The organism is Bacillus sp. AK031 (genome assembly GCF_053903065.1).
This window is the reverse complement of record NZ_CP096424.1, coordinates 1,866,125-1,885,114: the sequence shown is the minus strand read 5'-3', so window position 1 is coordinate 1,885,114 and position 18,990 is coordinate 1,866,125. Positions and strand designations below refer to the sequence as shown.

Annotated in this window: 21 protein-coding genes; 2 read left to right on the top strand and 19 right to left on the bottom strand. The window is 42.7% G+C overall.

Annotated features, from left to right (window positions below; all coding sequences use genetic code 11):
• The first annotated feature begins 92 nt into the window (after nucleotides 1-92).
• The gene (locus M1E09_RS09565; RefSeq protein ID WP_456274604.1) at nucleotides 93-728 is read left to right on the top strand and encodes a hypothetical protein; all 636 of its coding nucleotides are present in this window, start codon (nucleotides 93-95) and stop codon (nucleotides 726-728) included.
• Nucleotides 729-792: 64 nt separating this feature from the next.
• On the opposite strand, the gene M1E09_RS09560 is transcribed toward M1E09_RS09565, so the two are convergent.
• From M1E09_RS09560 to M1E09_RS09510, 11 genes are all read right to left on the bottom strand, one after another.
• The gene (locus M1E09_RS09560) at nucleotides 793-1,188 is read right to left on the bottom strand and encodes an NUDIX hydrolase (RefSeq protein WP_456274603.1); all 396 of its coding nucleotides are present in this window, start codon (nucleotides 1,186-1,188) and stop codon (nucleotides 793-795) included.
• Between the two features lie 45 nt (nucleotides 1,189-1,233).
• Entirely contained in the window at nucleotides 1,234-1,425 is a 192-nt protein-coding gene (locus M1E09_RS09555; RefSeq protein ID WP_456274602.1) for a hypothetical protein, read from the bottom strand.
• Nucleotides 1,426-1,429: 4 nt separating this feature from the next.
• Nucleotides 1,430-1,891, bottom strand: a complete 462-nt coding sequence (locus M1E09_RS09550; RefSeq protein ID WP_456274601.1) for a GNAT family N-acetyltransferase — start codon at nucleotides 1,889-1,891, stop codon at nucleotides 1,430-1,432.
• 139 nt (nucleotides 1,892-2,030) lie between these two features.
• Nucleotides 2,031-2,783: a glucosamine-6-phosphate deaminase gene (gene nagB / locus M1E09_RS09545; RefSeq protein ID WP_456274600.1), complete on the bottom strand. Its 753-nt coding sequence runs from the start codon at nucleotides 2,781-2,783 to the stop codon at nucleotides 2,031-2,033.
• On the bottom strand, nucleotides 2,783-3,964 hold the full coding sequence (gene nagA / locus M1E09_RS09540; RefSeq protein ID WP_456274599.1) for an N-acetylglucosamine-6-phosphate deacetylase: 1,182 nt from the start codon (nucleotides 3,962-3,964) through the stop codon (nucleotides 2,783-2,785). The genes nagB and nagA overlap by 1 nt, the downstream gene beginning before the upstream one ends.
• Nucleotides 3,965-4,111: 147 nt before the next feature.
• Nucleotides 4,112-4,408, bottom strand: a complete 297-nt coding sequence (locus M1E09_RS09535) for a YrhK family protein (protein WP_456274598.1) — start codon at nucleotides 4,406-4,408, stop codon at nucleotides 4,112-4,114.
• Between the two features lie 360 nt (nucleotides 4,409-4,768).
• Nucleotides 4,769-5,764 (bottom strand): DMT family transporter, encoded by a 996-nt coding sequence (locus M1E09_RS09530; RefSeq protein ID WP_456274597.1) that lies wholly within the window; start codon nucleotides 5,762-5,764, stop codon nucleotides 4,769-4,771.
• Between the two features lie 101 nt (nucleotides 5,765-5,865).
• On the bottom strand, nucleotides 5,866-7,407 hold the full coding sequence (locus M1E09_RS09525; RefSeq protein ID WP_456274596.1) for a hypothetical protein: 1,542 nt from the start codon (nucleotides 7,405-7,407) through the stop codon (nucleotides 5,866-5,868).
• A gap of 4 nt (nucleotides 7,408-7,411) precedes the next feature.
• Nucleotides 7,412-7,747: an SdpI family protein gene (locus M1E09_RS09520; RefSeq protein WP_456274595.1), complete on the bottom strand. Its 336-nt coding sequence runs from the start codon at nucleotides 7,745-7,747 to the stop codon at nucleotides 7,412-7,414.
• A 140-nt stretch (nucleotides 7,748-7,887) separates the two neighbouring features.
• On the bottom strand, nucleotides 7,888-8,814 hold the full coding sequence (locus M1E09_RS09515) for an alpha/beta fold hydrolase (protein WP_456274594.1): 927 nt from the start codon (nucleotides 8,812-8,814) through the stop codon (nucleotides 7,888-7,890).
• Between the two features lie 216 nt (nucleotides 8,815-9,030).
• Entirely contained in the window at nucleotides 9,031-9,744 is a 714-nt protein-coding gene (locus M1E09_RS09510) for a class I SAM-dependent methyltransferase (protein ID WP_456274593.1), read from the bottom strand.
• A 154-nt stretch (nucleotides 9,745-9,898) separates the two neighbouring features.
• Between M1E09_RS09510 and M1E09_RS09505 the strand changes: the two genes are divergently transcribed.
• The gene (locus M1E09_RS09505) at nucleotides 9,899-11,929 is read left to right on the top strand and encodes a M3 family oligoendopeptidase (RefSeq protein WP_456274592.1); all 2,031 of its coding nucleotides are present in this window, start codon (nucleotides 9,899-9,901) and stop codon (nucleotides 11,927-11,929) included.
• A 20-nt stretch (nucleotides 11,930-11,949) separates the two neighbouring features.
• Here M1E09_RS09505 and M1E09_RS09500 read toward each other — a convergent pair whose 3' ends face one another.
• The 8 genes from M1E09_RS09500 to M1E09_RS09465 form a co-directional block, all read right to left on the bottom strand.
• The gene (locus M1E09_RS09500) at nucleotides 11,950-12,423 is read right to left on the bottom strand and encodes a hypothetical protein (protein ID WP_456274591.1); all 474 of its coding nucleotides are present in this window, start codon (nucleotides 12,421-12,423) and stop codon (nucleotides 11,950-11,952) included.
• 2 nt (nucleotides 12,424-12,425) lie between these two features.
• Nucleotides 12,426-12,629, bottom strand: a complete 204-nt coding sequence (locus M1E09_RS09495; RefSeq protein ID WP_456274590.1) for a hypothetical protein — start codon at nucleotides 12,627-12,629, stop codon at nucleotides 12,426-12,428.
• A 4-nt stretch (nucleotides 12,630-12,633) separates the two neighbouring features.
• Nucleotides 12,634-13,371 (bottom strand): protein phosphatase 2C domain-containing protein, encoded by a 738-nt coding sequence (locus tag M1E09_RS09490; RefSeq protein ID WP_456274589.1) that lies wholly within the window; start codon nucleotides 13,369-13,371, stop codon nucleotides 12,634-12,636.
• Nucleotides 13,372-13,473: 102 nt separating this feature from the next.
• Nucleotides 13,474-14,091, bottom strand: a complete 618-nt coding sequence (locus M1E09_RS09485) for a class I SAM-dependent methyltransferase (RefSeq protein ID WP_456274588.1) — start codon at nucleotides 14,089-14,091, stop codon at nucleotides 13,474-13,476.
• A gap of 32 nt (nucleotides 14,092-14,123) precedes the next feature.
• A complete protein-coding gene (locus tag M1E09_RS09480) occupies nucleotides 14,124-14,657 on the bottom strand; it encodes a GNAT family N-acetyltransferase (protein ID WP_456274587.1) in 534 nt (177 codons plus the stop codon).
• Nucleotides 14,658-14,748: 91 nt separating this feature from the next.
• Complete coding sequence (locus M1E09_RS09475; RefSeq protein ID WP_456274586.1) at nucleotides 14,749-17,832, bottom strand: GNAT family N-acetyltransferase; 3,084 nt, start codon at nucleotides 17,830-17,832, stop codon at nucleotides 14,749-14,751.
• 305 nt (nucleotides 17,833-18,137) lie between these two features.
• Nucleotides 18,138-18,695 carry a maltose acetyltransferase domain-containing protein gene (locus M1E09_RS09470; RefSeq protein ID WP_456274585.1) on the bottom strand — a complete coding sequence of 186 codons (558 nt, stop codon included), beginning with the start codon at nucleotides 18,693-18,695 and terminating at the stop codon, nucleotides 18,138-18,140.
• A gap of 14 nt (nucleotides 18,696-18,709) precedes the next feature.
• A complete protein-coding gene (locus tag M1E09_RS09465; RefSeq protein ID WP_456274584.1) occupies nucleotides 18,710-18,982 on the bottom strand; it encodes a hypothetical protein in 273 nt (90 codons plus the stop codon).
• Nucleotides 18,983-18,990: the final 8 nt, after the last annotated feature.

Sequence of the window (18,990 nt, the reverse complement as noted above, 5' to 3'; positions counted from 1 at the left end):
TTCTAAATAATAACTCTAAATACTTTCTCTTTCTAACAATCGTCCATCTGCTGATGCTGGTTGTTTTGACTCTAAAAAAGAGGCAGAAAGACATGTGGTTACTGTTACTTGGCAACATGGGTTTGGCGTACATATTTGAATATTTTGTATTGAATTTGTTCAGGGCGTATACTTATCGGCCTTCTGTCATGAAGAAACGTTTTTTTGATAACATTTTCGGAGCGATTTTGTCCCAGGGCGTGTATGTGCCCATTACGTCGACCTTCATCACAGTATTGAAGGGAGGCTGGAAATGGAAAGCCGGTTTCAGCTTGTACTTTTATCTGGTTGAAAAAATGTTTATCCGTTTGAAATTATATAAAGTACATTGGTGGAAACCCTACTATACACTTGTCTTGATGACCCTTTACTTCTACCTTAGTGAGGGGATTCACAAATTACTTTCGATGCAACAGCAGTGGATGAGGAAAATAATCCACTTCTTGTCCATAGAAGTAATCGGTGTGACTTTGCTCTACTGCACAGCCGCCAGCCGGAAAATCCGATTTGGAAGAGGACAATTCCATTCATGGAGGGAGCACTTCATCCTGGCTCCTCTATACTGTTTCGTGCTTTCATTCACTGCCGCTATAACCTCTTCCAGGGAAGGAATCCGAAACAGGATTTTTCTGCTTTTAAGCTGCAGTGCACTTGACCTGTGCCTGATAAAAACAAAAATCCTAAAATGAAAGTCCGGCAGATTTTCTCTAATATCCCGGTTCACCTTTTTATGATTGTGATTTCCAGAGCTCTTTATAAGTGGATATTCAAGGATAGCACCCGTTCTGAAACCTCCCCAGGCCTTACATCCAATGAGGGAAGTTGATCGATATCCATCCAGAGCGGTTCATAGGTTCCTCGGGAGGTGTCAAGAAACTCCTCTCCAGAGCCTGTTCCCATTTGTCCGTTGAGGATATAAGCGAGGTAAAAGTACTGCTTCCCATGATAATCGATTACAGCAATGCAATCCTCCAGTTCGACTGTTACCCCCAGCTCCTCAAAGGCTTCCCGCCTGGCTGTTTCTTCAGGCGTTTCCCCTGCCTCTATCCCTCCGCCGGGATAAACATAGTACACTTCACCATCTCTTACTCTTTTGATAAGTACCACCTGTTTATTATCGATAATGACAACAGATCCGCGATTCCTCATTGGCCTCCCACTCCTCACTCAAAGCAAGCATTACCTTGCAATGAATTATTTCTTTTCCTCCAGCAGCCTGTCTATCTTCTCTTCAATCCGGTCAAGACGGCTTTTATTTCTCTTTCTTAAAACAACAAAAATGATCACGATGGCAGCTGGAATTCCCAGCAGCAAAATAAACATGATCAATTGAAATAATATGTCTCCGCCATTGAAAGCAGAGCTTTGTGCTGTTAATAGAAACATGTTCTCATTCTCCTTGTGTATACTTCATTTTTAAAAATTCATATGTACTTCCGTTCGTATCCTGCATAAAGGTCCTGACCGGAACAAATCCTGCCTTCTCATATACCCTTATCGCCCGCTCATTGAATGTAGCAACGGATAGCACAAGAACTCGGCCTGGATAATGTTCCAAGGCAAACGCAACTCCTTCTTTCACAAACTGGAACCCCATTCCTCGTCCAGTAAGGCCAGGTTTCATTCCCAAACCGATTTCCAGTTCATTCCCATCGGATTTTTCAAAGCTGAAATAACCTATAATTTCATCCGTATTTTTCACGATATAGTAGCCTGCCCTGTCCGATTCCAGAAATTCCTTCAGATCTTCTTCGTCTTCCGTCATATCGTAAAAAGAATACTTATCTTGATACTTCCACTTGTAAGCGATTTCTTCAGCTATGTCATTTGTCATTCTTGTAAAACCGTACATATTGAATCCTCCACCCTTCCTTATTTTCAGCGAATGGCTATTTTTATTTTATCATAATTTACCATCTTACTATTCTGAATTGTCATTATTCCATAAAAAAAGCAGAGGCTGATCCTCTGCTTTCCTCTTGTAAACGTGTTTAAATGACTTCCACTTTCTTCACGCCACAAACATGCTTCAGTGCGGCTTTGTCCACCAGGACTTTGACATTGGGGTGCTTTTTTAAAATGGATGCCGGGAACTCCTCTGTAATGTCACCTTCAAGAAGCCGCTTTACCGCTTCCTGCTTGGATTCCCCAGATATCAACAGGAGAATTTCTTTGCTTTTCAAAATGGTATTGATACCCATCGTGAGGGCTTTCCGAGGCACTTTTTCAATAGAAGAAAAGTAACGTGCATTCGCCTCTCTTGTTGACTCTGTCAAATTCACCACATGTGTATTCGCAGAAAAGGAAGTGCCCGGCTCATTAAATCCGATATGGCCATTCATTCCGATTCCGAGAATTTGCAGGTCAATGCCGCCATGTTTGGCAATTTCGGCTTCATAGCGAATGCATTCTTTCTTAATATCGTCTGCCATTCCATCAGGAAGATGAGTGCTACCCTTATCTATATCAATATGTTTGAACAACCGCTCATTCATATAGTGAAAATAACTGTTTTGATCGTTCTGCGGAAGTCCGGCATATTCGTCAAGATTAAATGTGGTTACATGACGGTAACTGGTATGTCCCTTCTGATGATTTTCTATCAATTTCTCATAAAGTCCTTTGGGTGTTCCTCCAGTCGCCAGCCCAAGAACCGGGGCAGAAAAATCATTCACCCTTTCAATCACCAGTTGGGCTGCCTTGGTGCACATGTCGCTGTAATTTTTGACTTTGATGATTTCCATTAGGCATCTCCCCTTCTGTAAGCGATTTTCCCTCTGCATATGGTCAACTCTACATTCATTTCATGATCAAGGACGACAAGATCTGCATCTTTGCCTTCCGAAATGCTGCCTTTTCGGTTAAAGCAGTTCAATTCTTTTGCCGGATTTTCTGCAGTCATTCTAATTGCTTTTCGTATATCACAGCCTGAAAATTGCTGAATGTTTTTGAATGCATCTTTCATTTTCAGCACACTGCCGGCCAGCGTGTTTTCATCGAGCATTGCCTTGCCATCTTGAACATGCACGGTTTGGCCGCCCAATTCATATTTTCCATTCTTCAGGCACTTGGCGCGCATTGAATCCGTGATCAGGATCAACCTTTCTTCCGTAATCTGGTTAAAGGCAATTTCTACGGCGGCAGGACTGACGTGAATTCCATCTGCAATTAACTCGACCACAAGTTCTTTACGGTTAAATGCAGCACCAACTACGCCAGGCTCACGATGATGCAGGCCTGTCATCTGGTTGAATAAATGGGTGACATGGCTGACTCCTTTTTCGACGGCTTCCCCCATTTGCTTATAAGTCGCATTCGAGTGTCCTGCAGAAGCGATAATGCCATGTTCCTTTAAATATTGTATCAATAGATATTTTTCATCTTCTTCAGGCGCCAATGTAACCAATCTGATGTGATCATCGGCCTTTTGCTGCCACCTTTTGAATACTTCAACACTCGGTTTCTTGATTGCATTTTCAGGCTGAGCCCCCGCTTTTTTCTTATTGATGAACGGCCCTTCCAAATGGATTCCAAGAATTTCAGCCGTTCCCGGTTCATTCTTTTCGCTCATATAATTAGCTATGTTCTTCAACGCCGATTCAATTCGGGACGGTTCATCCGTCATCGTCGTCGCCAGGAAGCCGGTCGTCCCTTCCTTCGGCAAAGCTTCAGCCATAATCTCAAGTGCATCTATTGTTGCATCCATTGTATCTGCTCCATTGACGCCATGTATATGGACATCGATCATCCCAGGGACCATGAAGGATTCCCTGCCTGGCTCCATCACTTCATATCCGGTGACTCCGTAAAGATCATCGGCTTCCCCTATTTCAATTATTCTTCCATTTTTTATTTTGGCATATCCTCTGGGGATTGTTTTGTTTTCAGCAAAAATCTTCACATTCTTTATAAGCAGTTTATTCAACAGATATCACCCCCTTTGGCAGCTTCTGTCTATGTATATTACTATTGCTTTCATCAAAATAATATCATGAATATGAACGGAAGCCACGACCGAAACCATCTGACACAAAAAAACGCTTCTCATCCTTGGAGAAACGTGTGGCCACTACTATTTAAAGTCTTCATTCGTAAACCTTTTGAGATGGATATCCCTTGCAATATGAATCACTGCCCGAAGAATCATTAATATACTTCCTGCCAGGAAAAAAGTGACGGCAATTACACGTTCTGCATCCATCAAAAATAAAATGCTTCCAATTAAATAAAGTATCCCGAGAAAACTATCATTCAGATGACCAAGTATTCGATACCGGTTTTGGATGACCATTTTTTTCTTTTTGCTAAGGTGGATCTGAAGTGAGTAGTCATCCAGTTTTTCCGTCTTTTTTTTGAGTTTATTCAGCATCTTTTCACCTCTTGTTGAGTAAAATTCCAATTCGTTTAAAATGGCTTTGCAATTTTTCTGCTTAGATTTTTCATTACCCCGTTGGTTCGAGGACTAAAATGGAAATTTGTGTGATTTTCAAAAAGTAATACTAAAGAGACGGCCCATAATTCATTAACGTTGACTGTTTAGCGATTGGCCAAACAAGGTTTATATAGAATACATTGGTGATCGATCTACAGTTTAATTTATCCCATGTTCCCAATATGAACACTCCCACTTGCTTTTCATTCCTCAAAATGACCCCATTACCAATCCATAGGACTTTCAGAAAGACTGAACACAAAAAGAACGCTCCCAACAGGGAACGCTCTCCAAGCATTAAAGGTCAACTTTTTCAAGTTCCGAAGATACCAAAAGCAGTTTTTTCTGCTTCACTTCTATCTTCCGTGTATAGAAACTGTAAATAAGCATCCCCAACACGATAATAAAGAGGCCGGCCATGGCCACAGCATTCGGAAACGGGGAAGACAACAAAATCACTTCCCCGATAACGACAAACAAAACCTGCGTGGACTGCGCTGCTTCCACGGCAGCTAATTTCGCTGGATTTTCTCTAGCCTTGTCGGTCGCAATGAAAAACAGCGTGGTAGCGATGACGCCTGAACAGATGGCGACGATAAAGGATTGGAGAATCTGCTCAGCTTCAGGCAAGCCGACACTCACATATCCATACGCACTGACAGCCAGCCAAAAAGGAATGCTTGCCATTGTCATGCCCAGGACTCTTTGGAATGTATCGAGCCGCCCGCCGCATAACTCCATCATTTTGCGGTTTCCTAAAGGATAAGCAAATGCCGCGAGTACAACGGGAAGAACCCCTGCCAATAACATTCCGGCAGTAATTTCACCCGATTGCTGCCATTGAATCAGGATGACACCGCACAATATCAATAATGAAATGAAAAGCGGTTTGGCAGGTATTGTCTGCCTGATCTTCATTAAGCCTGAATCGGTTTGCTTTGTTTCAAAAAACAGCGGCCCCAACAGCAGCCCAGCGACAATCGTAATCTGCCATGTCCCTGCGACGAGCCAGCCGGGACCATAAGATGCGGCAAAAGTCAGTGGTCCATAGAATAGGACAAAACCGACAAAGCTCCACAAAAGCCATTGAAACGGATGGAGGCGAAACTCATGAATCAGCTTCCCCATATTCCTTCTCCCAAGGACAATCAGAACCAAAAATGGGACCATGAAGAAAAACCGTAACGAAGAACTCCACAGCCAGCTGCCCCCGGCAAGCTCCATCGACCTGTTCAAGATGAACGTCACTGCAAAAAACATTGAAGCCAGGACACCAAGCAATATCTCTTTCATATCCCCACACCAATCATCTGAATTGTTACAATAACTATATGCAATTCACCTGGAGAATTCCAGATAAATTTTTAAAAGAAGGACCAGTTTCCTGAACTTTCTTACCGTTTCACATCTATCCCTTTCAACGTTTCTGCAAGGCATTCAAATGTGAAGTCAGCTCCGCAAAGCATGCGTACCCTTTCCTGCCACGTATACTGCTGATTTGGATGTATGAAAGATGCCAATAGCTTTTGAAAGAATTCAGCCTGGTTATAGGGACTGATAATACCGTATCGCTTGCGAATCATATCGCGAATAGCCAGGGCATAATTGTAATCCTGGAAGAAAGCCGGATTTTCAACATAAAACATTTCACTTGCCGGGTGAAACGCTTCTCCTTCTTCACCAAACACCCTTAAGTAACAATCATCAGCCATCTCCTGAAAGTCACCTTCTGGATTAGCATACATTTTGTACTCCACGAGTGCGTAATAATGATTGATTCTCACCATCTTCATTTCCGTTACCTTGTTGATTTCCTGCATCTGTCCCACTATTGTTTGATCTATATTGAAGTTCTTTTGCAGAAATTCCTCATCTGCAACAATGGTCTGAAATAGTTCGGCAACTCCTTCTGCCGCTATGCTCGAATAAAAGCGATAAAGCTCAGGGTACTCAAATGAACTGTAATGCCCGTCAACCGCATGCCCCATTTCATGTATGCCCGACAGGTAAACAGAGTAAGATTGGCGTTTGTTGACGACCAGTTTGATTTCCTGCGGACTGATATTGATACAAAATCCTCCATAGGGGATTTCAAGGGTTTCCAATTTGAAAGGAACACTTTTGGCACTTATACCTATCCCCTCAAGTATATCCTGCATGACGCTGTGGATGCTGACAGATGAAAAGATCGATGGATCGATCTCGTTGAATTGAAATATCGAAAAATAGTGATCATAATGGTTTATTGTTTCCCAACTGAATTTTTCTTTGATTCTCTCATCCCAATAGCCGGCTGCATCCTTTGTGTTTTTCAATAGAATGTCCATTTCCTCCATATATTGGCCGATATCAATCCCCTTCAAACTGCAGCGAATATGATAATAATTTTCAAAACCAGCTTTTTGGGCTAACTCATTCCTCTTTTTAATCAGTTTCCGGAATCGACTTTCATGTATAATGCCAATTTGCTTAGCTTCCCTCATGAGTCTTTTCCGCAAAGTCCTATCTGGATGATCCATAATGGCGGAATGGACAGAGCCCAGATTGTAGCTCTTTCCGTTCACTACAAACTCGCTATTCAGCAAGCTTGCCTGTAACTCTTTATGCAGCCCGCTCAATTCCGGATGGCTGTCCAATCCTTCCTGTTCCATTTTTGCCAGAAATACACTCAGCCGCCTCTGCCAAATCCGGTCATCCTTCAATTTATCTTTCCAGGTAGTCATCGTTTCTTTTACAACTGAATCAGTCATGAGGTTGTGTTTCAATATCTGAATTTCATCAAGGCGGCCACTTGGTTCTTCCCCCGCATGAAGGCCATAATAAAGCCTTTCCTCTTCTTGATATATAGTATCAAGCATACAGATCTCTTCTTCATATATTTGTTTCCATTGATCCCTGTCCGTAATGGCGGCTAACCGGTTAAAATTCAATTCCATTGCGTTACCTCTTAATCCTTAAAGAGTAGATATAACTTTTTATCAAAGGCGGAATCAGAAAGACCACCGGCAAGAAAGAGACCATTGCTGCGGCCGATTCATCCAGAGAAGGAAGGAACAGAATGACAACACCCGCAATAAGCATGGGAACAGACCAGATTATCAACTGTTTTCCGCCATAACGGTTAATCTCATACCAGGCTTCATCTGATTGAAAAGAGTTCGGGAACCTGACTCCATAAAGGTAATTCATTTTGACTTTCTTTAAGTATAGCGGCAGGCTTAAGCCGGTAAACAGCAGTGCACATCCTATTAAGATAAGGCCCAATACTATATTCATAAGCTCCTCCTGAATGAATATCTTCTCTCTAATACCTATTCATTTCCATCCCATTACAAGGGCTGCAACCAACAGCAAAGTAAAAATCACTTTTCGTTTTTTCTTCATTGACAGCCCCCTTTGCTTTTGTAAAACTCGAACTACTTCACATCCGACAACTCTTTCATTCTCAGAAACTGTGATACGACTTTAGTAAACTCGTCAGGTTTTTCATAATGTGGTGTATGACCGCAGTCCTTAAAAGTATAAACAGATCCGTTCTTAGCATCGCTGCAATACCACTTCATCTGGACATCACACGGAACCGGGTCGCAATCACCTTTCAGCAAGAGCATATCGTGAGGAAGTAATGTAAAATGAGAAAGTAATGACTCAAATATTTTCCCTTCCTCCCTCAATAAATCATAATGAACATCGGAATTATCGTAAAAGGCTTCCCACTCGTCATCCGAATAGGCTGAGTAATCCACTCCCGCATGCAAATCATACCGGTAGATTCTCATTCTTTCCTCACCAAGCAAATCGCTGTATTTCATATATTTTTCTGTCAGTTCACGGATTGTCACAGCTTCCTCTGTATTCGCCAATACCAGACATTTCTCCGCCTCTGCCTTTTTTCCCTGCTCTTCCAAAAGACTCGCTGTTTTTCTGAGCAGACTGCGAGAGGTCAATTCAAAATCGAAAGTCGGTCCTTCCAGGATGATCTTATGTATGGATGAAGGATATCGAGTCGCATATAGAATACTCAGGAAACCACCGAATGAGTGACCGATTAGAGACCACTTTGCTATGTTCAAGTGACCCCGCAGCACCTCGCAATCTTCGATAATATCATTAAGTCCGAACGGCTCCCCAGGCTGGATGCCTTCTGACCTGCAAACACCGCGCTGATCGATAGCGATCACCCTGAACTGAGCAGCAAGCTTCTCTGCCTGTGCAGATGAAAAATCATAGCAACTTTCCCCAGGACCGCCATGCAAATAAAGGATGGCATCTTCATTCTCAGAACCATACTCTTCTACGTATAAACCTTTACCTCTGATATTGACTAACTTACCTTTTTTCATCTTCTCCCTCTTTCTATGTGAACGATTTTTCCTCATCAGAAATGAGAATTATTTTTTAAAAGTTAATTTTGAAGATTCACTTAATTTTAACATGAAATCATTCCATATTTAGGGTTAAATGGAAAGTTTATTCTAATCCCTTTACAAAAAATCATCTGGTATTTAGTTCTTTTCAGCTGCCCTGCCTAGCAACTTCCTTTCCAGGCGGGAGTTTCCTCATAAAAACTTCTTTTGAAACAAAGCAGTTCTCAAACCCGATACACCGAACAATCCCTCGTCTTCACCACAGTCTCTCATCAATCTCGCCTCAACCGGTTCAAATTCTTTAAAGATCTCCTTCAGTTTCGCTTCAGAGTAACCCAGTCCTCCCTGCATGCTTCTCTGCCTGTATACCTCCCAATCTGAAATCATGGATCCGCCAAGATCTCCCCCTTCTACAAAACAGGTCAGGGCAAAGTGACCCCCTGGTCTCAATGCATTCTTAATTAGGTTTAAATAACCCAAACGGCGGTGTGGAGGGATGTGGTGAAAACAGCCTGAGTCATATACCAAATCGTAACTTCCCTCATCGAAGTCCAGTTGGAAAATATCTTCTTCTATAAAACTTATTTCCACATTTTTCTCCTTTGCCCGTTCTTTGGCCCACTCAAGACCCTCTTTGGAAGAATCTACTGCATCCACCCTGCATCCGTTTTCTGCTAGAAAAATAGCATTTCTTCCTGGACCGCACCCCAATTCCAACGTTCTTCCCGCGCTGATCAAATCCCTTTCAAAATAATCCACTAAATTTTCATCTGGATCGTTTTTAAAGAACGGAATCTTTTTTTCACGATTCATATAAAAGGAATTCCAATCAATTGAATTCTGTTCATTCAACAGCGAATCCAGCATTTCCAGCACGTCTTCATCCCTGATTATCATTTCTTTCATTCACAATCCGCCTCCTTAGTATCTCTCTTTTCATTTTACTAAAACAGCACAGGCGACTTGTTACATAAGCATTAATGTTTTATTATTTCCACAGTCTCTCAAACTCGTAATCCCTTGGTAAATATCAATCTGAGGAACAATTGGAGCTTATTCTTTGAACAAGAAAACACTTGTAAGGGTATTGTTCATCAACACCCTACATTGCCGTAATAACGCTGAAAAGAGCCTTGAAGCAGAAAGGCATATGGATAATTCCGCCTTCATTATTACATTTGTTACCTTAATGTTACAAAGCAACCTCCTCCTCGAGTTGGATGAATTTTCAATCTATTTACGTTATACTGTTTTACGTGGAAATTTTTACATAATATTGGAGGGGTTAAAAGTGGAGAAGACAATCAGTGAAAAATGGGACTTGGAATCCATTTATTCAGGAGGAAGCCAGTCACAAGAGTTACATGAGTATATCAAATGGCTAAACAACAAGATTAATGAGCTGAGAGCAAGGATGAGCAGCATCCAAACAAGTGACACATACAACGAATCAAACCTAGTCTTCCTTTTAGAAGAGATTCAACAAGTCATGGAAGGCACCATTCATGTCGACGAATACCTGATCTGTGTTACTTCTGACAATGTTGAAGATCAATCAGCGGCAGATTTAGTAAATCAAAGTACGAAGCTCAGAGGGGAATTTGAGATTCTATTAGTAGAACTGGATCAAGTTCTCTTAGCTCTGCCACAGGATACGTGGAAGGCACTATTAGAGAACGAACAAGTGAATGAGTACGCGTTTTTCCTTGAAGAAAGAAGGCAGCGGGCCCAAGATAAACTTCCCCTCCAGATGGAAAAGTTAATTCAAACTCTTTCCGTAAACGGCTTTAATGGCTGGGAAAGCCATTTTGGCCAGCTTGCTTCACAGATCAGGGTACCCATTGAACGGGATGGGGAAATGCAAAACGTGACGGTCGGCGAAGCCCTTTACGAAGTGCTTCAATCACCAGATCCGGCCCGTAAAAAGACGATCATAGATGCTTATAACAAGTCCTGCAAAGAGAAGTCAGATACTTTTGCTGCCATATTGAACCATGTTTCCGGCTTTCGCCTCGATATTTATGCACAGAGGGAATGGGACAATCCGTTGAAAGAACTGCTCGATCAAAACCGCATTGGGCAAAGCTCATTGAACTCAATGATGGCGGCCATTAAATCAAAGCAGCCTGCCCTCCGGAGGTTCTTGAAACGAAAAGCTGAGTTGATGAAAGTGGATAAGATCAACTGGTACGACATTCCTGCCAATACCTTTACCGCACAAAAACAGTATTCTTATGAAGAAGCAAGAAAGATCATCATTGACCAATTAAACGATTTCAGCAAGGAAATGGGCCAGCTTGCTGAAAAAGCCTTTGACGACGGCTGGATTGAAGCTGAAAACCGCCCGAACAAAAGAGCTGGTGCATTCTGCGCCTCATTTCCTCTTTCAAAAGAAAGCAGAATATTAACGACTTACAGAGGAAGCTACTTGGATATCATTACTCTCGCTCATGAGCTTGGCCATGCTTATCATAACTCTATCCTTGATCACCAACCTCCGTTTGCTCGTGAAAAAGGAACCAGTCTGGCAGAAACAGCTTCCACTTTCTGCGAGAACCTTGTTCTGGATGCCGCGATGCAGACAGCCACTGATGATAAAGAAAAATTGTCCCTGCTGGAATCTAAGATTGTATCTGGTCTTACTTACCTCGGGCTGCTTCCAACCTATTTTAATTTCGAACAAAACCTCTATGAAAAGAGGAAGCAAGGCATGTTAAGTGCGGAGCAGATTACAGGATTGATGGCTGCAGAAGAGGCGGATATTTACGGAGATGCCGTAGATTATTACCACAGTTACAGCTGGGTGACGACCTCCCACTTTTACAGTACTGAAAAACCGTTTTACAATATTCCTTACACAATCGGATATTTATTCAGCAATGGTGTTTATGCTCTTTCCAAAGAACACGGCAGTGAATTCAACGCTCAATATAATGAGCTTCTGATGAACTCAGGAAGCATGACGGTAGAACAGCTGGCCCAAAAGTATTTGAACCAGGACCTGACGCAGGAAGACTTTTGGCAGGAAGCTATTAAACCGGTGACCGATGCCATGGAGGAATATATTAATCTGACTGAAGATCTTATATAATAGAAGACTCCCGGATTCTTTTATTTCCGGGAGTTTTTTTCATTATACTCAATGATTTTCTTTAGATACTTGGCGTCTTCGGGATCAATGCTGTAAAAATCGACATCTTCCCAATCCTCTCCTGCACGATCGGCAATGATGGCGGCTCCTTCAAGGAACCAGACACGGGAGTCAATCAAGACTGTGTATTGTTTTGGGCTGTTAATGCGAATGAAAACATCTGGATTTTCAAAATCAAAAACCGGATCAGATATCCTCTTCTCATTCATCATCATTTTTTCCTTATGTATATAAATCATCATGATATTGTCTATTGCAGACTGGTCTTCTGTATTCTTGATCACCTTATTAATGATGTATTCCCCTGGTCGTTCACCGTTTTGATAACTTACTTGGATCTCTCTTGAAACAGGTTCATTCAATAGGAATATCCCCGCAGCAAAACCAACACATAACAGAATGGGAATCAGCAAGCCCTTTTTCCAATGCTTCAAGGTCATTCCCCGTTTTCCTTCGTTTTTGTCTGGCTTACCTTGACGAGGATATCAGAGACAGCCATCGCAATTGCCGCATTCAGCATTCCGAATACGGAACCCACGAAAACCATCCCGCCACCAGAGTCTCCCACAAAACTCATGACACAGAATGCGAAACTGCCAATGAATACGATAAGGCCAAATCCGTATAAAAATCCTGCCATTTCATCACTTCCCTTCCCTCATGTTGCCAGGCATCGTTGCGTTATTTTCATTTTCTACCATCCAGGATAAAATAGTGGTGCTGTCCCGCACCTTGTTATTTTTTACAGAATGCAGGAGATTAGTGACTCCGTCAAGATTATTCACGTCATCGAAGATTGAAAAAATATGGCCAGGACGCTGAAAATCCACACCAGGACATTCAGTCAGTCCATCCGTCGTCATGAAAATATGGTTTTTGCCCCGCCTTAATTCTTTGATTCCGGTACTATAGCAAGGGACCGACTTATTGAAGGTACTTTCCTTCCCCACCCATTCATAGAAACTCCGGTGATTCTGCTGATATTCACCCAGCCTTGCCAATTCCGGATGATACAGGTGAAGGATGCAGTCACCAACGGAAAGCCAGGACAGAAAGTTTGCCTTTCTGACAACAATCAAGCATGAGGTTTCACCCTGTATTTTTTGGCAGGCTTCTTTGAAAGTATTGCTTTTAAAGATGGTGAGCGCAAGCTTGTTAAGTTGATTAAAAGCGGATTCACACCCGAGTTGAAGTAAGGAAGTGATTTCTGCTTTTTTCTGATAAAACGAAGAAACTATCAGTTCTGCACTTTCTGCCGTATCATGGGCATCAAGTAAAATAGCAAACTCCCAGTCTTCCTTTTCACTGGTCCAGACCAGGCAGCCGTCTTCATTTTTGGTTTGGCCCTCCGATGAATTGCCGCCAAAATGGCCAACGACCACCTTACCAGCTTTCAAAGTATGGATTTTGTCTACAAAATGTTTCTCGTTGCCAACCCATCTATATTCAGCCTTTATATGTTAAGCTCCCTTTCCTTCTATACTCTATAACTCTATCTTTTTTAGTATAATCTTCCTGTACATACCATGCAGCATGATGGGTTCGTCCATCTCGACAAGCAATTCGTCCTTACTTTCACTGATAAGTTCATTGAAGTTCAATCCGATATCAGTCCCGACCATTTTTATGGCCCCTCTTAAAAATCCTTTAATGAAAGACGGCTTACTTGAAGCAAACTTATCAAACACAATCAATCGTCCGCCTGTTTTTAAAACACGGATCATTTCCTTCATCGCCTTTTGAGGATCGGGCACAACAGATAGAATCAAACTTGCCGCGATGATATCAAAGGAGTCATCTTCAAAATCCATGTCCTGGACATCCATCTCTAAAAACATAATACCAGTATCAGGGAATTTCTTCTTTGCCTTCTGCAGCATATCCGGAGAATAATCGATGGCTGTGATACGCAGGCTGGTATGGTCGATCCATTCCAAATCTGCTCCGGTTCCTACACCTGCAAAGAGGATTGTCTCTGTACAATGAAAATCCATCTCCTGAAAGATTTGTTTTCTGGCATTCAGGAATGAGCCTCTGTTGAACAACAGGTCATATACCGGAGACCACATTTTGTAAACCCATTTATTCCAATGATTATTCACTTTTCATACTCCCTTACGATACAGCCATTCATTCACACGGGGATTTCATACTTTGAATGCTGTCCGTATATATTGGCGATTCCTTTTAATTGATAATGGCGCTGATAATAATTGTTCAATCCCTTATTGCTTGCAAGGCAGTCAAAGTGGATGTATTTTTTATCTCTCCTTCTCGCCTCTTCTTTTGCCCATTCCATCAATGCGTTTCCAACTCCATTTCCGGAAAGGGACCTCTTTACCACCAGCCTGTGCAGGTAAATGACATCCTTCCTCTCAGCCTCTTCTGCCCATATCTCACAATCCCACTCATTCGGATGATTTTCGAGAGTGACGGATGCGGCAGATTCTCCGTCTTTTTCTAAAATATAGGTATTCTGCCTCTGAATGGATTCGAGAACCTCTTCTGTATTCCCTTCCAAATCGCTTATATAGTAATCCCATTGGCTTGTATCCTTTGTCTGCAGCCATTCCGCCGCCCCTACCAGCAGCTGAAGCACCTGATCAAGATCCTTTTCAGCAGCCTTCCTCAAACTAAACAGCTGTTTTCCAGCCTGTACCTGCATCATCCTGCCTCCCTTTAACGCTTTAATGTATTGAGGGACAGTCCCCTGCTACGTTAACGTAACAGAGGACTGTCCCTCTTATTGGATTGTCTCGTTATCTGAACGTGATCCCTTTTAGAGGGAAGATAGAGTCTGTGAATTCTTCTTCACCGATCAGAAGGATGGTCGGCTTGATGGTAAATGTCTCTCCAGACGAAGCTGACCATTCCTGGATGGAAGCCGCTACAAATACCTCCTGATTCATGTATACTTCTGAAAGCTTTTTGGAAGCCGGATGAATAAGAGTGATTTTTTCGTCCTTTTCATCAGATCCGACTGTTACATAAGGGCTGTCACCAAGCATGAATTCTTCCACGCCGGCATAATAGCGTTGGAACACCCCTTCACTCGGAATCGTAACATAGGAAGATGACAACTCTTTACCAGGTTTAAAGAATGCTTCCAGGTCAACCAGCTCCTGATGGAATGTACGTCCGGAACGCTGGTGAACTTCCCCATAGAAAGCAAGTACAGGAACCTCCGGCAATGTCAGCGCATATTGTTTCAGCGTGACTCCCTTCATTGATTCATGTTCCTTGATCTCGGTCGTCAAACAGAGACCCGTCCATTCATGGCCATTCTGATCGATTCTGCTGACCTTTTCAACCTTTGTCTCTTCTTTCAGCATGGAATATGGGCTGACATTATGGAAGAAATAGCGGATGCCGCCTCCCCATGGATTCCACCAGGCTCTGGGACCTGCTTCAGGATATTGATGATGAAGTGTCTCCTTGCCGTCATATTTCAGTGAGTAAACACCTGGATAATAGGCAGATGAAGCACTGAAAGAAATCACTCCATTGTCTACAGTCCAGTTGCCGTCAATCTCTGAAACCCGCACGGAATGTTTCCCTTTGACCAGCTGAAGGGCTTCTAAATCAGCTTTCTGCCCGGATGAACTGAAGGAACCTGTAATCCGTTTGATACCAGGAGATGTGTGTTCCACTTGCAAATTGATCCGGTTGCTTCCGTCTTCTTTTTCCGTAAATCTTTCAAAGATTTCTCCTTCATTCTTCAGCTTCAAGCTGCCATGCACGTAAGGGGTAAGCATGGAACGGAAGGAATACTCCACTGTTTCACCGGCAGAAGATACGAAATCTCCACCAGCCGATTCGAGTGCATATAACGGAGCTTCTTTTAAATCTGGCAGATCTTCTCCCAAAACGAAGTCCCGCCAGTTCTGCCACTTGGCAGCAGTATTCACGCCGATCCCGATTGGTCCAAGGCAAATTTCTTCGTGCGGCTGAATACTATTGACCTTATATTCCACCCCGAAACGCCATTCGTCTTTTCTTCCGACGGATTCTTCCGGCCAGGATAGACCTGTCTTTTCGCCATTGGAACCCGAAATGAACATCCAATTCTCTGAAATATCCTTGTCTGAGATATAATCCATGAATGGAACGATTGCTTCAGTTCCAACCATCACCACCCCGCCCTTTTGAGGGATGGCCGCTCCCCTGAACTGGGAAAAAACAGGCTGCAACAAGTAGATATCTTCTTTTACCTGATTTCCGGTATTGATGATTTCATGTTTCATTTCAATATATCCGTCACCATACATAATCAAATAGGTATTCACGGACAAAGATGAATAGGCGTCTGATTCAAGCGTCGTTTTCATGACCATTTTTTCGACCAGCGGAATGAATTCAACATTGCTTGCTTCCTTCTTGGAAAACTCCTCGCTGAATGGCTTTCCAAGTTTGGGTGCAAAAAAGGTCATTGCTTCCCCTGAAGAATGGATAGAGCCCACCGTCACATGGTGATTGCGTTTTTCGACCTGTACGTAATAAGCCCCATTATAGCAGTACCAGTGTTCTTCCGTCTCACCGCCGAATTTGCTTCCGAAACCTGGGAATGCCAATGAGAGAGTCGTCTTGAATGTGAGGGCTTTCTGATTCGGCCGCTCTACAACCACTACGGCTTCCTCTGTCAAAAATCCGTTTTTGACCAGCTTTACCGGAATCGGGAAGGATATCCTTTGTTTCGCATTCATTTCGGCTTTCACTTCTGATCGTTCCCATTCGGCAACATCGCTTTTGGGCAGATAAATTGTGAAAGTACTGTCTTCCTCCAACTGGCTTTCGATATCCAGATGGACCAGTCCGTTTTGGCCGGCTCTCCAATTCTTTTTAGTGGAACGAAGACTGATCTTACCTGCCTGCTTTGGAAACACGCCCATTTTTAACGGAATATGAAATCCATCCATTTTCACATTTGCAGAAATGACGGGATGTGTCTTCCAAGGACTCGGCTCCCTTTCAGGCAGTGAAACGGTTGCAGGAAAATGACCTGACCATTCTTCTTCAACCATTACCGTTTTCACAAGATCTTGAGAAACAATGTCAGAAGATTCACCTGATAAATAAACGTTCAGAGGCTGCTCTGTTCTATTAACCACACGGTATGTAACAGAGTGCTCTTGTTTTTCTAAAAGCTTGAAATCTGCAAGATTCATTTCAATCAGGAAATCCTGAGTCTCAATCAGTCTTATCCCCCGGCCTGTACGTTCAATTTGTACACGGACGAACTCGTCGCCTGCTTCCCATTTATACTCGAAGCAGGTATGTTCGTTAGACTTAATTCCGTCAGGCTCTATTTTGATTTCGCGCTGGCTCGTTGTATACCAGTCATGCTTTCGGAAAAATGGCTTTAGCAAGTCAATCTGCATGACAAGGGGAATGAAATTCATCAGGTGCGTGCTGTCGTCCTTCTCCTCCCAAAAGAAGCCACACTTCTTATAAAGGGGAACAGCTTTTGTATTTCCTGCCCAAGTAAACAGATCAAGGCGCGGCCATTTCAATTCAATCGTCTTTTCCAAAGCCTTCAGCACAAGCTGTTTGCCAATTTTCAGCCCTTGGTAATCCGGATGGACATTCAGCAACGGGATATATAAAGCTCCTTCATCTTCGCGGTACTGAGACAGCCCGCAATAGCCGACTACCTCTTCACCGGCCATTGCCAGGAATAAATGAAGGTTCACGGAATTCGCTTCTTTTTCCTTCACATCCTGTTCGGTCGTGACCGTGGCATCCGCACCCCAGTTTTCACGACTTTCATTCCACATTTTGGCAACCCCTTTTGCCAAACCTTCATGATATTCTACTATTTTCACTTGTTCTGCTGTTGTCTTCATAACATCCTCCTACACTAGGTTTTAAGTGATCTGACCTCACATTTTTTATCTTCTTGAATTACATCGACGAATTTGATCATCGCCATCTCCTCCTTTCGGTAATGTTGGAAAAATTTACTTCTCCCACCCACAGTTTAAAATGTTATGCAACATATGTAAAGAATATTCTAAATTTTTATGTTATCTAGTTCCTTTTTAATATATCTTCTAACAGGATCTGGATACCTTAGGATAAGTCTCCATCACAAATCAAATCATGTATAAACCAAAAAAAGCCTCAAGGAATATCCCCAAGACTCCATCTCTTACACATCTATCTGCTTAATCACCCTGGCAGGATTTCCGCCGATCACTACATTATCCGGTACATCCTTTGTGACCACAGAACCAGACGCAATCACCACGTTATTGCCAATTGATATCCCTGGGTTGATAACGGACTGCCCTCCGATCCAGACGTTGTCGCCAATCATGACCGGTTTTCCATATTCTTTCCCTGAGTTTCTTTCAACCGGATTCAAAGGGTGGGTTGCGGTATAGATATGGACACCTGGCGCGACCTGACAATTTTCACCGATACGGATATCGCATACATCCAGGAAAACACAATCAAAATTGGCAAAAAAATTCTCGCCCACATGGATATTCGATCCGTAGTCACATCGGAAAGACGGCTCGATACACACCTGTTCACCTGTAGAGCCAAGTAATTCTTTTAACATTGCAGGACGGTCTTCATCGGTTTCCAATGAGTTATTATACAGCCTTGTCAATCTGCGGGCGTTGACTCTTTCTTCTATTAACTGAGGGTCAGCAGGGTTGTACATTTCCCCGGCCAGCATCTTTTCTTTTTCTGTTTTCATTCATGACTCCTCTTCTACTTTTTATGGTCTTTTACAATGATAAACACGATAAAGTGTATGACCAAACTTAGTCCCATCCCAAGGAATCCATACACCAGATAACCAACTGCGGCCCATCTACCTTCACCGTAGTTGGTCCCCAAGATGAGAAGCCCCGAAGAAAAGAGGAACAGCATAATTGGAATACTATATAGCCAGCTTCTTTTTAGCAGCTTCATTCCAAAGAAGACAAACCAAAGGATCACCGCTGAAAAATAAATAACTGAGACGGCAGTTGTGCCAGTCACTTTTCCAC

Excerpts from the sequence above, each read along its gene's own strand:
- M1E09_RS09565 (WP_456274604.1), top strand. The coding sequence starts at position 93 with ATGTGGTTACTGTTACTTGGCAACATGGGTTTGGCGTACATATTTGAA.
- M1E09_RS09560 (WP_456274603.1), bottom strand. The coding sequence starts at position 1,188 with ATGAGGAATCGCGGATCTGTTGTCATTATCGATAATAAACAGGTGGTA.
- M1E09_RS09555 (WP_456274602.1), bottom strand. The coding sequence starts at position 1,425 with ATGTTTCTATTAACAGCACAAAGCTCTGCTTTCAATGGCGGAGACATA.
- M1E09_RS09550 (WP_456274601.1), bottom strand. The coding sequence starts at position 1,891 with ATGTACGGTTTTACAAGAATGACAAATGACATAGCTGAAGAAATCGCT.
- nagB (WP_456274600.1), bottom strand. The coding sequence starts at position 2,783 with ATGGAAATCATCAAAGTCAAAAATTACAGCGACATGTGCACCAAGGCA.
- M1E09_RS09535 (WP_456274598.1), bottom strand. The coding sequence starts at position 4,408 with ATGCTGAATAAACTCAAAAAAAAGACGGAAAAACTGGATGACTACTCA.
- M1E09_RS09530 (WP_456274597.1), bottom strand. The coding sequence starts at position 5,764 with ATGAAAGAGATATTGCTTGGTGTCCTGGCTTCAATGTTTTTTGCAGTG.
- M1E09_RS09525 (WP_456274596.1), bottom strand. The coding sequence starts at position 7,407 with ATGGAATTGAATTTTAACCGGTTAGCCGCCATTACGGACAGGGATCAA.
- M1E09_RS09520 (WP_456274595.1), bottom strand. The coding sequence starts at position 7,747 with ATGAATATAGTATTGGGCCTTATCTTAATAGGATGTGCACTGCTGTTT.
- M1E09_RS09515 (WP_456274594.1), bottom strand. The coding sequence starts at position 8,814 with ATGAAAAAAGGTAAGTTAGTCAATATCAGAGGTAAAGGTTTATACGTA.
- M1E09_RS09510 (WP_456274593.1), bottom strand. The coding sequence starts at position 9,744 with ATGAAAGAAATGATAATCAGGGATGAAGACGTGCTGGAAATGCTGGAT.
- M1E09_RS09495 (WP_456274590.1), bottom strand. The coding sequence starts at position 12,629 with ATGGCAGGATTTTTATACGGATTTGGCCTTATCGTATTCATTGGCAGT.
- M1E09_RS09480 (WP_456274587.1), bottom strand. The coding sequence starts at position 14,657 with ATGATGCAGGTACAGGCTGGAAAACAGCTGTTTAGTTTGAGGAAGGCT.
- M1E09_RS09475 (WP_456274586.1), bottom strand. The coding sequence starts at position 17,832 with ATGAAGACAACAGCAGAACAAGTGAAAATAGTAGAATATCATGAAGGT.
- M1E09_RS09470 (WP_456274585.1), bottom strand. The coding sequence starts at position 18,695 with ATGAAAACAGAAAAAGAAAAGATGCTGGCCGGGGAAATGTACAACCCT.